The 14,259-nt window shown below is 55.9% G+C and carries 12 protein-coding genes; 9 read left to right on the top strand and 3 right to left on the bottom strand.

Going from position 1 to position 14,259, the window contains the following annotated elements:
- The first annotated feature begins 11 nt into the window (after positions 1-11).
- Positions 12-1,808: an ABC transporter ATP-binding protein gene (locus tag IT444_05750; GenBank protein MCC7192271.1), complete on the top strand. Its 1,797-nt coding sequence runs from the start codon at positions 12-14 to the stop codon at positions 1,806-1,808.
- A 134-nt stretch (positions 1,809-1,942) separates the two neighbouring features.
- Complete coding sequence (locus IT444_05745; GenBank protein MCC7192270.1) at positions 1,943-2,281, top strand: Rieske (2Fe-2S) protein; 339 nt, start codon at positions 1,943-1,945, stop codon at positions 2,279-2,281.
- Positions 2,282-2,338: 57 nt separating this feature from the next.
- Here IT444_05745 and IT444_05740 read toward each other — a convergent pair whose 3' ends face one another.
- On the bottom strand, positions 2,339-3,571 hold the full coding sequence (locus IT444_05740) for a hypothetical protein (GenBank protein ID MCC7192269.1): 1,233 nt from the start codon (positions 3,569-3,571) through the stop codon (positions 2,339-2,341).
- Between the two features lie 122 nt (positions 3,572-3,693).
- On the opposite strand from IT444_05740, the gene panB reads away from it, so the two are divergent.
- From panB to trmD, 5 genes are all read left to right on the top strand, one after another.
- Complete coding sequence (gene panB / locus IT444_05735; protein MCC7192268.1) at positions 3,694-4,554, top strand: 3-methyl-2-oxobutanoate hydroxymethyltransferase; 861 nt, start codon at positions 3,694-3,696, stop codon at positions 4,552-4,554.
- Positions 4,555-4,813: 259 nt separating this feature from the next.
- On the top strand, positions 4,814-6,403 hold the full coding sequence (locus IT444_05730; GenBank protein MCC7192267.1) for a trypsin-like peptidase domain-containing protein: 1,590 nt from the start codon (positions 4,814-4,816) through the stop codon (positions 6,401-6,403).
- An 87-nt stretch (positions 6,404-6,490) separates the two neighbouring features.
- Complete coding sequence (locus IT444_05725; GenBank protein MCC7192266.1) at positions 6,491-7,564, top strand: ATP-binding cassette domain-containing protein; 1,074 nt, start codon at positions 6,491-6,493, stop codon at positions 7,562-7,564.
- A 164-nt stretch (positions 7,565-7,728) separates the two neighbouring features.
- Positions 7,729-8,019, top strand: coding sequence for a 30S ribosomal protein S16 (rpsP, locus tag IT444_05720; protein ID MCC7192265.1), 291 nt, complete (start codon positions 7,729-7,731; stop codon positions 8,017-8,019).
- A 21-nt stretch (positions 8,020-8,040) separates the two neighbouring features.
- Positions 8,041-8,859, top strand: a complete 819-nt coding sequence (gene trmD, locus IT444_05715; protein MCC7192264.1) for a tRNA (guanosine(37)-N1)-methyltransferase TrmD — start codon at positions 8,041-8,043, stop codon at positions 8,857-8,859.
- Between the two features lie 65 nt (positions 8,860-8,924).
- Here trmD and IT444_05710 read toward each other — a convergent pair whose 3' ends face one another.
- Positions 8,925-9,815, bottom strand: a complete 891-nt coding sequence (locus IT444_05710) for a polyprenyl synthetase family protein (GenBank protein ID MCC7192263.1) — start codon at positions 9,813-9,815, stop codon at positions 8,925-8,927.
- A 104-nt stretch (positions 9,816-9,919) separates the two neighbouring features.
- The gene (locus IT444_05705) at positions 9,920-10,201 is read right to left on the bottom strand and encodes a hypothetical protein (protein ID MCC7192262.1); all 282 of its coding nucleotides are present in this window, start codon (positions 10,199-10,201) and stop codon (positions 9,920-9,922) included.
- Between the two features lie 177 nt (positions 10,202-10,378).
- Between IT444_05705 and IT444_05700 the strand changes: the two genes are divergently transcribed.
- The gene (locus IT444_05700; protein MCC7192261.1) at positions 10,379-11,338 is read left to right on the top strand and encodes an HDOD domain-containing protein; all 960 of its coding nucleotides are present in this window, start codon (positions 10,379-10,381) and stop codon (positions 11,336-11,338) included.
- Positions 11,339-11,558: 220 nt separating this feature from the next.
- Positions 11,559-14,228: a U32 family peptidase gene (locus IT444_05695; GenBank protein MCC7192260.1), complete on the top strand. Its 2,670-nt coding sequence runs from the start codon at positions 11,559-11,561 to the stop codon at positions 14,226-14,228.
- Positions 14,229-14,259: the final 31 nt, after the last annotated feature.

Here is a 14,259-nt window from a genome sequence, read left to right as displayed (position 1 = left end):
GCGGAAAACCCGTGGCCACCCTCACGCAGGTCCAGCACGAGGACGAAGCGAAGGCCCGCCCGCTGGAACTGCGGCTTTTCCGCCGAATGTTCCGCTATACCGGCCCATATCGCAGCACCCTTATCGGCCTGATTGTCTTCTGCATCACGCGAGCCTTTCAAGGCCCGTTGATCATGTGGATGCTGTCGGAGGTGATCAATGGTCCCATTTACCGCGGTGATTACGCTGGACTGTATCGAGGTGTCGCAATCTACACAGCACTCGTGCTCTGGACCTATGTCACTTTTTATTTCCGCATGTATCTGGCGTTGAAACTGGGCGAAGGGCTCGTCCATGATCTGCGTAACGATATCTTCGAGCATCTCCAGAACCTGACGATGAATTTCTTTCACAAGACACGCATCGGTCGAATCATCAGCCGCATTACTTCTGATTCCGAAGCTGTCCGTGCCGGACTCCAGGACGCGGTTTTCATCAGTATTGTCAACCTCGGCACATCGCTGGTTGCCGGGATCATCATGGTGATCTATGACCGCTGGCTGGCACTGATCGTGCTCTGCTTCGCACCGTTCTACTTTTTCCTCTACAACTATTTCAAGCATCTGTTGAGTTCCGCACATCGCGCAGCACAGGAGAGCATGAGCCGTGTAACCGCAGTACTGGCGGAGTCGGTGGTCGGAGTGCGGGTAACTCAGGGCTTTGTACGACAAGACCTCAACGCCCAGATGTTCGGTGAACTGGTTACCGACCACGCAGGCTACAACATCAATGTCAGCCGAATGTCCGGCGTATTCTCGCCTTCGATCGAGATGCTCAATCAGATTGTGATTGCTGCCATTTTCGTCGCCGGCGGATACTTCGTACTGCATAAATATGCAGGCACTGACCCGGCTCACCTCATCCTGTTCTACTTCCTCGCCAGCAGCGTGCTGAATCCAGTGGCAGTGATTGGGAATCAATACAACACCGCGGTACAGGCGATGGCGGGCGCAGAGCGGGTTTTCGGGCTGCTCGACCGCAAACCCGATTTCGTGGATGAGTCAGGTGCGCAACCTTTACCGGCAATTACGGGGAAAGTTGAGTTCCGAAAGCTCACCTTCGCATACGAACCGGGCAAGCCAGTGCTGCATAATGTGAGCTTCATTGCTGAGCCGGGGCAGACCGTGGCTCTCGTGGGTCACACCGGCAGCGGCAAAAGCTCCATCATCAACCTGATCTCCAAGTTCTACCTTCCTACACAGGGAGAGGTTCTGATCGATGGAACAGAAATCCGAAAAATCAGGGCGGACACTCTGCATCGTCAAATGGGGATCGTTCTCCAGAACAACTTCCTCTTTTCCGGCACGGTGATGGAAAACATCCGGGTTGGCCGATTAGGCGCAACAGATGAAGATGTGATTGCCGCGGCAAAACAACTCGACACGCTGGATTTGATCGCAGCTCTACCAATGGGCTTCCAAACACAGGTCGGCGAACGAGGCGGATCACTGTCGATGGGGCAGCGACAGCTCATCTGTTTCACCCGTGCTATGGTCGCCAACCCGCGTATCATCATTCTTGATGAAGCCACCAGCGCTATCGACACCATGACCGAGGTTCGCATCCAGCAATCGCTGGCGATCCTGCTGCGCGGACGAACCAGTTTTGTGGTCGCCCATCGCTTGAGCACGATCCGTCACGCAGACGTGGTACTGGTGCTCGATCACGGCCGAATTGTCGAACGCGGTACGCACAACGATCTTCTGGCGACCGGCGGCATCTATGCGAACCTCTACCAGCAATTTATTCGATCCGCTCAGGGCCGCTGATCGTCGATGTGCAACGTGATATACCTCATGATGAGATCATCAATCGAAGTACCGTCAGCGAATACCAGACGATTCAACCGATCATCATGAATTGACTACAATTCTCACCCAATCTTTTACGCAGGAGCGGGAACATGGCGGAGTCAGAAAAAGCAACGACACAGGCGAGTGATTGGACAGATCTTTGCCCACTGGCTGACGTGCCGCAGGTGGGTGGAGGAAAATTTGTTGCCTGTAAAAATCGTGCGTTGGCAGTTTTTCGTCAGGGCGAGGAGATCAAGGTCATCGATGACACCTGCCCGCACGCAGGCGGCAGCCTAGCCAGCGGCTTCATTCGTGATGGAGTTGTTCATTGTCCCTGGCATGGGTGGCCGTTCCGACTCGCTGACGGAGTATGCCCGGACAATCCCAACATCAAGGTGGCGTCATACGAGGCACGTATTGAAGGCGATAAAGTACAGGCGAAACTCTGACGTTGCGGTACATGCAGACCCATCGTCGCTGTCACGCTCGAATAAACTCATAACACGTTAACGGCGAATACCGGTTGCCTGCGTCGTCCAGTCATATGTCGGCAACAGCCGGCCGTCTTTCATCTTTAACCCATCCAGATTACAGGGCGACATACCGGATTGACTCGTCGCACGGGTACTGATTGATTCGATTCCTGACTCCTCGACCAACATAACCTCGTCATTCTCAGAGATACCGTTACTGTTGCAATCAGCCCAAAGAGCCAGTCCTGTTAATTCATCGCCAGCAAGTCTTCCGTCGCGATTGTCATCCAAAGCATCCAGCGCGGCATATCCATTAGGCCAGAACATCCAGAAAGTTACTGATCCAAATAGCTGTTTGCCGGATGTCACTTCACCTCGCTGCATTGGATCCCAGATCAGCAGGCAGGTATCGGGTTTAATCCACGACCACCACTGGCTACGGCTGGTGCCATCAAGATCGAATTTCACAAGAGTACGGGAGTCGATCATCGCTTCGAGCGATTTTCTTTCGCTCAACGACAGCACGATGGGAGTCACTATGTTTTGCGGAAGGGCTTCCAATGTTTTCATGTCTTCGCGTATGAGAGCTACCCACTTTCGCTCCGTCTCACGTTCACCGCGGGCCTCAACCAGACGAAGATATGCCTGCCCAGCTTCATAGCTCACCAGACTCGACAGGCCGGCAATGGGCAGCTCATCCAGATTACTGTCCTTCTTGATTGAGAGTTTGTAAGCATTGAGGTAACCCTCGATCGCGCGTGCGGTCCATTCCTGCGTTGTCTCCACGTGAGCTTTCTTGCTGTTTACCGGCAATGGAACTTCAGACGCAAAGGCTGCACCCTCTTCCCACACGCTGGCTATGCCAAGCTGGATCAAAGCATCGTCAGGGTTAAGTGCCTTTGCTTTCTCAAAATTTTCAATCGCTGCGGTCAGGTGTTCCAGGGCTTTCGCTTTTTCTTCACCCTCCGCAGGTTGGGAAGCGGCAGATGGATTGGCCTGAAAACGCGATAGTTGCGGCAACTCACTCTTTTCCTTTCCATCTGCTGGTTCGTAGGATCGGAGTGTCTCGGTCGCCAATGAAAATGCGAGGTAATGCACGCGTCCAAGCGTGTAGTATCCGCGTGGATCATTGGGATTTTCCGTGACGTAAGAAGAAATATTCCGCACCAGTCGATCAACCGGGGCTTCAGGCGGGATGGCGAATTTCGCGTGAACGGATGATGTGAAACCCAGGACGGCTACGACGATCAAGGTGAAGGTTCGCATGGCAAAATCGTATCGGGAACACGGTTGCCTTGCGTGTGATTTGTTGTCTGCTTCGATAACCGCGTGTTGTTACACACGCGCCTTGAGCCATCTTCTCGCCCCCGTTTCCCTATAATTCCGCCATGCCGATATCGTCACCGTCGCCGCGTGTGACCTTGCGCACACTCCGCCAGTGGGTAAAGCAAGGCCAACCTTTTCCGATGCTCACTTGTTACGACGCCACGACTGCATCGTGGTTATGGCGTGGTGGTGTACGGACCTTGCTGGTCGGCGACACAGCAGCTCAGTTCATCCTTGGCCATGACTCGACCCTGCCGGCCACGATGCCCTTCATGCTTGAAATCACCGCAGCCGTGCGACGCGGCGCGCCGGATGCTTTTGTCATGGCCGACATGCCCTTCGGTAGTTATCAATGCGGAGAGGACGACGCAATACGAAATGCGATGAGATTCGTGGTCGAGGGCAGAGCCGACGTAGTAAAACTTGAGGTCGATGCCAGCTTCGCGCCGCTTGTGAGACGACTGTCGTCTTCAGGCGTACCCGTAGTGGCACACATCGGATCGAGACCGCAGCAGGTACGGGTCAAAGGCGGCTATGTCCACGCTGGCAGGACGCGCGCTGAAGCGGACGAGATAGTGCGTACCGCGACCCTGCTGGTTGAGGCTGGTGCGTCGATGCTATTGATCGAAGCCACACCCTCCGAAGTTTCAAGCGAAATTGTGAATCGACTCCAAGATCGGAATACCGGTCCCGATGCCGGTAAAAACGCAGTACCGGTTATTGGTTGCGGTGCGGGGGCAGCATGTCATGGGCACGTCATCGTTCTGCATGACCTGCTCGGCCTCTCCTCCTGGCAGCCACCTTTTGCGGCACCGATGGGTGCGGTCGGAACAAATATTGAGGAAGCCGCCTCAAAATGGGTAAAACTCGTGGAGTCCAGACGGTACCTGACCGATACGCACCCTTATAAGTTGGACGGATAACCTGTTCGGTAGAAAAACTTCCCTCGGTACTTTCGGAGTTGGCACGAACACGCAACTCGTCAGTGCGTACTAAAAAATGCGATCAAAAAGGAGTGGCAAAGTTCACTCCCGCATGCCGACAAAGAAGGTAGGCATTGCTCAATGCAGCAATATCCGCCGGGTTGATGCGTTTCAATACGCGAACCCGCATCAAGCCCGACGCGTATGATTTGAATCGTTTAACCCAACCCGCCAGTTCTCCAGCAACAGGAATATCTATATGAGTCGCATCCGGTGGTATGGCCCTACTGTGATTTTGATCCTGACCATTCTGATTGTGATGGTCATGGGACCGAGTATCGTGCAGAAGATCGCGTGGGCCCAGGAATCGGCAAAAGTACAGTTTGTACGCGATCAGGCAGCGGCTGACCCCGCACTGGCGAAACTCAGCGATGCCTTCCGTAATGTCGCAAAAATTGTCGAGCCGAGTGTGGTGGCGATTCAGGTTTCCGCAAAGGCAAGCCCTCGTCGTATCACGGAAGATGATGCGATGCGTCGCTTCTTCGGTCCTCGTGGTTGGCCGCAGAGCCCGTTCGATCTCCCCCAGGATGATGGCGAGGATCAGAGCCCGCAACAGGAACCGGGTACACAGGACTACAACCGCTACAACGTACCCCGCGCCTACGCCAACGGATCCGGCTGGGTATATGACGAAGCTGGGCACATCATCACCAACCGTCACGTCGTTAACGGTGCGGATGTGATTACCGTGCGCTTCAACGATGGCTCTGAGCGCACCGCCAAGCTTGTAGGCGAAGACGACAAGACTGATATCGCAGTCATCAAAGTGGATGGTGCCCGGCTTATCCCGGCGCAACTCGCCAAGGAGCCTGTTGAACAGGGCGACATCGTGTTCGCCTTCGGGTCGCCGTTCCGCTTCGAGTTTTCCATGAGCCAAGGCATCGTTTCCGCCAAAGGTCGCCAGCTTCATATCGTGGCTGACGGCCGTGGTTATGAAAACTTCATCCAGACCGATGCCGCAATTAACCCCGGCAACTCCGGCGGGCCGCTGACCAACATTCAGGGTGACGTCGTCGGTATGAACACCGCTATTGCCAGCCGCACGGGTGCCAACAATGGCCTGGGCTTTGCGATCCCGATTGAAATGGTCGCACCGGTCGTTGATCAGATCATTAAGACGGGCAAAGTGACACGCGGATATTTGGGTATCTACATCGATGATCTGGATCCCAAAATGGCTGAGAGCTTCGGGTTCAAGGACCACGGCGTGTTGGTGAATAGTCTGATCGACGGCGGTCCGGCTGAGAAGGCAGGCATCAAGTCTGGCGACATCATCACCAAAATCGACGGCAAAGATGTCCGAGCTGCTGAAGAGCTGCGCCGTCGTGTTTCAAATTATGAACCCGGCAGGAAGGTGGATATCGAACTCTTCCGCGCAGGCAAAACTCAGCGGATGCAGGCTGTGGTGGCCGAACTTCCCGCCAGCGTCCAGCGGGCGAGTACCGATTCCGCTGATCGAGGCGGAGAGGCGAAACCCAGCGACAAGGTGATGGATTACCTCCGCCGCGCTGGAATTGAAAACGTAACCGACTTCACCGCGGAATTAGCGCAACGGCGCAAAGTAGAACTTACGCCGGGCGTTCTGGTAACGCAGGTTCGGCCTGGCTCGGATGCTGCGGACAAGGGGATTCGTCCCGGATCGGTGATCGTGGAAGTCATGGACACCCGCATCAAAACCGTGGACGAACTCACCACCGCGCTGACCAGCCTCGACATGTCCAAGCCTGTTCGGCTCAGTGTGTCGGAAGGCGGCGTGAAGCGATTCGTGCTGCTGGAAGTTCCGCAGTAAAGCAAAACTTCGCTCTGAACATAGCAAAGCCGCGAGTATGCTGTACATGCTCGCGGTTTTGCTTTTCAATGAAGCTATACTCCCGCCATGATCGCCAGCTCGTCGAACCAATCCGCGCCTCTGCTGGATGTCCGAGATCTGCGCACTCATTTTCCCGTCAAGCGAGGCTTGCTCCGACGAACCGTCGGCTTTGTTCGTGCTGTCGATGGCGTCAGTTTCACCGTCAAGCCGCGTGAAACGCTGGGCCTGGTGGGAGAATCGGGATGCGGCAAATCAACCGTCGGCCGGACAATTCTCCGACTGATTCCGGCGACATCAGGCTCCGTTCGATTTGACCAGCTTGATGTTTTCGCAGCTGATCGTGCCGAACTCAAAGCTCTGCGCCGCCAGATGCAGATCGTGTTTCAGGATCCGGTTGGTTCACTCAATCCGCGGATGACCATTGGTCGCATCCTCGGCGAACCGATTGCCGTCCACCGCATCGCACGCGGCAGTGAACTCGATGACCGCGTCGCCACCCTTCTGACCAAGGTCGGCCTGTCCCCCGATTATGCCTCGCGCTACCCACACGAATTTTCCGGCGGTCAGCGACAGCGTATCGGTATTGCGAGGGCACTGTCACTCCAGCCTCGCTTCATCGTCTGCGATGAACCAGTCAGCGCACTCGATGTTTCGATTCAATCACAGATTCTTAACCTCCTGTCGCAGTTACAGGATGAGTTTGGCCTGTCATACCTCTTCATTGCGCACAATCTCGCCGTCGTTGAGCACTTCTGTGATCGAGTTGCTGTGATGTACCTGGGCAAGATTGTCGAACTGGCCGACCGGCACACTCTGTACCACGACCCGCGACATCCTTACACCAAGGCTCTGCTCAGTGCTGCACCGCATCCTGAACCTGTGCGAGCCCGAAAACGGATCGTCCTGCCTGGTGAAGTACCCTCTCCGGTGAATCCTCCCAGCGGCTGTACGTTTCATCCTCGCTGTCCGTTGACACGTGAAAAAGCAATCTCCGCTGCTGCGGATGCGGTGGAAATTCGAGTGCAGGGGCAAAGTGTGCGGGTTATGAAAAAATGTGTCTCTGAGGTGCCGGCGCTTGATGCGATTGGCGAAGACGCATCGCACTGCGCTGCCTGCTGGTACGCACAGGAGCAGACATGAGTTTTGCAATCGGGCTGTAATAACATCTCACCAAGCCCGGCCCCGGACTCCCGCCCCTTTCGCTTCATTTGCTCCCAAACCCAATTCCCGGTACTATTCTTGATCCGCCCAAAGGCTGGTTCGTCAGCCTTAATAATGGGCGACATTCGCACCCGGAGCATTCGATCGTGGTCACATTGCGACTCAAGCGGTTCGGTCGGCGTCACCTGCCCTACTACCGGCTTAATGCCATCGACAGCCGTCGGCCGCGTGATGGTAAACCCATTGAGGAACTGGGTGTGTATGACCCGCTCCAGAAGGATCAGACCAAGGCCGTCCAATTCAAAACTGATCGCGTGAAATACTGGCTCGGCGTCGGAGCGCAGCCCAGCGAAACCGTGACCAGCCTGCTTCGTAAAGCGGGTTTTGAAGTCAAAAGCACCAAGAACAAGGTTCCGACCAAGGCCGCGAAGTAGTCCGTCAAAAATATTCATCGCATGACCAGCCGCTTGCGGCTTAGCGCGCCAAAGCCGCTATGCCGCAAGCGGCTTTGTTTTGAGGGACGGCTTCCACCCATGCGAATCGACATCCTCACCCTCTTTCCTGAGATGTTCGTCAGTGTGCTCAGCACGAGCATTCTCAAGCGTGCCGCCGATCCGAGTCTCTACGTCGAAGACGATGAGGATACTTTCCCTGATCCGCCGCCAGTCCGCGCTCCGGTGAATTATCACCTGACCAATATCCGTGATTTCTCAACGGATAAACATAAGAAAGTGGACAAGGCTCCGTTTGGTGGCGGGCCGGGCATGGTGATGCAATGTCAACCGCTCTGGGATGCGGTGACGACTGTCGAGTCGCAGGATGCCGCGCCCGCCACTCGCGTGCTGATGTCTCCGCAAGGGCGACCGCTCACCCAACCACTGGTGGAGGAACTCGCACACAAACCACGATTGCTCATCATCGCCGGCCATTATGAAGGCATTGATGAACGGGTAATCGAAAAACTCGCACCGCTTGAAGTGAGTATTGGCGACTACGTACTCAGCGGAGGTGAATTGCCGGCCATGGTGCTCATCGATGCTGTGGTTCGCTTAATCCCAGGTGTGCTGGGTGATGACGAGTCTGTTCAGCACGAAAGTTTTTCCGCAGCAGTGGGTCGCGGCCTCGACTATCCGCACTACACCAAGCCGCGCGAATGGATGGGGATGCAGGCACCGGAAGTTCTGCTCAGCGGCGACCATGCAAAAATCGAAGCATGGCGAAAAGAACAGGCTGCTCTGCGAACACGCCAGCGCAGACCCGATCTCCTGCCGTAGGGACGATCCCGTAACTCTATTTTCAAGATGCGGATATTTGTTACCGAATGGTAACGACGCACGGTTTACTTCGATCGCACAGCCATGTAATCGCAGAGAACTCGCAACGGCTCAGCCTTTTCGCCAAAACTCCGCAAAGCGTCGTGGGCCTCGGTACGAAGCCGTGCAATCTCAGCACGACTTTTTTCGATTCCGATGAGTCCGGGGTATGTCAGTTTGCCCTTATCTGCATCTTTATTTGCGGCTTTGCCAAGGTGTTCCGTGGTCTGTGTGACATCGAGCAGATCATCCACCACCTGAAACATCAGTCCGATCGCCTCAGCGTGACGTGTGATGTCGGAAAGCTGATCCGTAGTTGCCCCGCCGCACAGAGCACCCATGCGGCATGAACCGCGAATCAAAGCCCCGGTCTTATTGCGATGGATCGTACGCAGGCGATCCATCGACGCGACCGACGAGTCAAAGTCGGGAAGCGTGTCATAAACCTGGCCGGCGATCATGTCATTGGTGCATTCCGCCAACTCCCGCGCCACATCACCGGCAAGCCGGCCGGACAGACGAGTGGCGACTAACTCAAACGCCAGTCCCATCATGGCGTCACCGGCGAGTATCGCCATTGCTTCATTGGTTTGTTTGTGCAGCGTCGGCCGTCCACGGCGCAGATCGTCGTCGTCCATGGCGGGCAGATCGTCGTGAACGAGACTGAAGCAATGAATTAACTCGATCGCAGCGGCGGGTGCCAACGCATCCTGCGCCTGCCCTCCCACTGCTTCGCACGCGCGGATAACCAGAATCGGCCGCAACCTTTTACCGGGACCGAAAAATGAATAGCGGATCGCCTCTCGGAGATTGCGCGGCAGTGAGCGGCGGTCAATGAAGTCGGATGCATACGCCTCAACCAAAGCAGCGGGCTGGGTTATCGAGGCAAGATCAAATTGAGCGGTGGTTTCAGCCATGAGGGGAAAATTATAAGCAGATCATTCATTTATCGTGAACAACTGCTGACATCCGTGTTCGTGCAATGAACAGGCGATGACAACGCCTGGCCCGTAAGGGCGACTCAGCGCTGGATCACCCGTACATTCCGCCTTCCATCATCGCGTGAACCCGAAAACAACGAGAACACACTGCGCAGCATCGCCCGCGCCAGCATGACAGCCAAAAATAACGCAAACACTACAACCGCTACGGCCATCGCAACCAGCACCAACGCAATAGCAGGCACCAGCAGGATCGCAAGAGCTACCGCAATCGCCAGTTTCGCCGGAAACGAAAGCGGTTTAGCAGCTCGTACTGCGGCATCTCCCCACTGCAATGGTCCTTGGATGAAAACACGCACCATGCACACATGATAGGCGGTTGTCGATGGCTTCCAACGCCTTGACTACAAGATTTACCGATCGTGCGGCTCTGCTGGTTTGATTCGTGTTTCCTCCGACAACAGACCATTAAGTGGAACTGATCGGCGGTCGATACATGCATGGAGATCGTTCTCACCTGATCGAGGAGGCAGAGCAAGATGAGCCAGGCCGCAACAAATAATCGTCTGAACTCCGCCGCACCTCGCAGTGCTGGGGCTGTGCCTCCGCGCGTGACGGGGACTCCCGCGGCGAACACCGCTGACCCGGTGGTCCAGACCGCGGTGAAAGAAATTAGTCACATCGCGACACTGCCTGAGGTCACACTCAAGATCATCAAGCTGGTCGAAGACCCTGACTCCACCGCTCAAGATCTCAACAAAATCATCACCAACGATCCGGCCCTGGGTGCCCGTATTCTCAAGGTCGTGAACTCCGCGTTCTACGGCCTGCCGGGACAGATCGGCTCGATCAATCGGGCGATCGTTCTTCTGGGTCTGAATGCCGTCAAAAATATCGCCATTGCTGCCAGCCTCGCCAAATTGTTTCGTGGCGGCCAGATCTGCCCGAACTTCAACGCCCGCGATCTATGGAACCATTCCATCGCTGTCGGCACCGGCACGCGGCTGCTGGCGGAAAAGGTCGGCCTGGGCTTGCCTGATGAAGCTTTTCTCGCCGGCCTGATTCACGACCTGGGCATCATGGTGGAGATGCAGGCCCGCCGGCAGAAGTTCGTCGAGGCGATTGAGAAACTCGATACCACACCCGGCCTGACACTTCGCGCAGCGGAAACCGCAACGCTCGGTGCCACGCACGAACAGTTCGGCGCAGCACTCTGCAAAGCGTGGAAGTTCCCGCTTTCGTTCTCTTACGTCACCGGTTTCCATCATCATCCGATGGATGTGATTGAAAGCAGCAGAACACTCACCGGCCTGGTGCACGTGGCGGACATCGTTGCTGCCAAGCTGGCTCTTGGGTTTACCCGAACGGTAGAAACGGACCAAATCCCAACGGATTTGCTGGCTGCTCTTAATCTCACAACAACGCATGTCGAAGAAATGTCTAAGGCGCTACCCAGCGCAGTAAAGGATGCTGCCACCCTGTTATCCGATTCGGTCTGAGTATTTCAGACCGGTTTGGCGGGGTGAAGCCGGGCTAACCTCCGGCCGGATCACACAGGCGTCTCTCTTTTCCCTCCGGGCGATGGTACGCAAGTATCGTCGCCTTTTTCTTTTCCGCCGCTGATCGCACCACTGATCGAACAACCCCGACCGATGCGGAGCTACGACATTGAGGTAAGCGAGTGATCGCGCCTTCGGCGATCCAACCTACACTATTGCTATGGCGGTCATGCCTGCGAAACCTGAGCTTCTCGCCCCAGCGGGCGATGAAGAAGCAATGCGCGCCGCCGTCGCCAACGGAGCCGATGCCGTCTATTTCGGGTTGAGTGCGTTTAATGCTCGGCATCGAGCGACAAACTTCGCTGCGGACCAGTTACCGCAGGTTATGGAATACCTGCACAACCATAATGTCCGCGGATATGTCACCTTCAACACGCTGATTTTTTCGGATGAACTGCCTGAAGCTGTGCGATTGATCACGTCCATCGCCGAAGCCGGCGTGGATGCGGTGATCGTTCAAGACCTGGGTCTGGCACGGTTGATCCGCGCACTGGCTCCGACACTGCCGATCCACGGTTCGACGCAGATGACGCTCACCGAGCCGCGCGGCATCGATTTCGTCCAACGTCTGGGCGTCGATCGGGTCATCCTCGCACGAGAGCTTTCCGCCACCGAGATCGGCCGCATCGTGCGCGAAGCAAATTTGCCGGTCGAAGTCTTCATCCACGGTGCGCTCTGCGTGTCATACAGCGGGCAATGTCTGACCAGCGAGTCAATCGGCGGGCGGAGTGCCAATCGCGGCCAGTGCGCCCAGGCCTGCCGACTTCCATACGACCTGATCGTCGATGGCCGCATGAAAGACCTTGGCGATAAGGCATATCTGTTAAGCCCGCTCGATCTGGCGGCATACGACCTTGTTGCTGACCTGGCCAATCTGGGCGTGTGCAGTTTCAAAATTGAGGGGCGGCTCAAAAGCGCACATTACGTCGCTGTAACAACCCAGACGTATCGATCCGCTCTGGATGCTGCGATTACCCGGCAGGATTTCCACCTCTCCGCACAGCGGAAGCTCGATCTGCAACAAAGCTACTCACGCGGGTTTTCACACGGGTTTCTTGACGGAGTCAACCATCAGGAACTGGTACCCGCCCGCTTCCCCAAAAGTCGTGGCGTGAATATTGGAACCGTGATCGAACGAACCGATCGCGGAGTGATTATCGAAATCACAAACAACGCCTTGCGGGCAACACACGATAAGAGCGCATATCTCGCATCCGCCTCGACAGCTTCACGCCATCCTCCCGCTTCCATAACCCCCCTTAAGCCGGGCGACGGGATCGTCTTCGACCAGGGGCATCCTGAGCAGGACGAACAAGGCGGACGGGTGTTTGAAGTCAGGTCACGCGGCAAAGATCAAATCGAGATAGTGCTCGGACACGGAGATGCCAATCTCGCGGGTATTGAGCTGGGCAGCCTGGTCTGGAAAACCGACGATCCTGCATTGAAAAGGCGGCTCGAACAAAGTTACTCGCGCGAAAATGTCGCCCACCGAGTTCGGTTGACGATTGCCGTTGACGCCCCAACTGGTGGAGCACTTCGCATCATTGCTCAAGGCGACGACCTTCGTGCAACAGCGACGTGGGATGGTCCATTGCAAAAAGCGCAGAAACATCCCGTGACCACCGAGATGATCCGGGAACAGTTTGGTCGATTGGGAGATACGCCGTTTGAGCTGGGGCAGGTCGAATTGTCCAGCGATGGCGCAATGGTTCCTAAAAGTGTGCTCAACGATTTACGACGGCAGATAGTGGATGAACTGCTGCGAATGCGCACGAACCGTGCGCGACATGATGTCGTATCCGCTGACGCACTGGATCGCCTGCGATCCGCCGCCCTCTCCGCTTGCGTAAGCAAGATCACGAATAAACAACAGAAAGCCCCGCACGCATCCAACGATACTGCCGTGTCGCATCGTAGCGCGGACTCCATTTCCAATCCTGAACTGGTGGAGGATACGCAGCAATCTTCAGCCGCTCTCTACGTTCTGGCTCGCACGTTGGAGCAGTTTGAAGCAGCACTATCGTGGCGGCCTCCGGATGGTCTTGCACGACCGGCCATGATTTATTGTGAGCTTGAAGATATCCGCCGCTACAAGGAACTCGTTCCTCACGCTCATGAAGCAGGCATACCCATTGGTCTGGCAACCACACGCATTCAGAAGCCGGGAGAGGAAGGGTTGTTACAACAGATCGGTCGATGCAATCCGGATGCGGTACTGGTGCGGAATCTGGCGGGCCTTTCATATTTTCATGACCACTTCGCCCATCTGCCGCTGGTGGTGGACTATTCGCTGAACATCGCCAATGAACTCACCGCCGCGATCATCACCGAGGCGGGGGCTGTGCGCATGGTGCCAAGCTACGATCTCAACTGGTCTCAGATGGCAGCAATGTTTTCACGGTTTTCCTCTGCGCGTTTCGAGGCTGTCATCCACCAGCACATGCCTATGTTTCATATGGAACACTGCGTCTTTTCACATACGCTCTCAAACGGCACGGATCATCGCACCTGCGGCAGGCCGTGTGATGCACACAGGGTTGACCTGCGTGATCGAGTCGGGCTGGCGCACCCACTGGTAGCGGATGTGGGTTGCCGCAACACCGTGTACAACGGCCAGGCGCAGAGTGCTGCCGACTACGTTCCCCAAATGCGTGAACTGGGGTTGAGGCATTTCCGCATTGAACTGCTGCGTGATAATGAAACCGAAACAAAAATGCTGCTGGATCAGTACTCGCAACTCATCGCAGGCAGAGCCAGACCTGCACAAGCGAGGCGACAACTCCGCGTGTTGAGCCAGCTCGGAGTTTCCGCGGGAACTTTGAAGTTTTAGGGCGACTTACCGATCTCTGAGGCTAAAATTG

The organism is Phycisphaeraceae bacterium (genome assembly GCA_020851465.1).
Lineage (GTDB): Bacteria > Planctomycetota > Phycisphaerae > Phycisphaerales > Phycisphaeraceae > JADZCR01.
The sequence above is the reverse complement of the archived record's forward strand: the minus strand, read 5'-3'. Positions and strand labels throughout refer to the sequence as shown.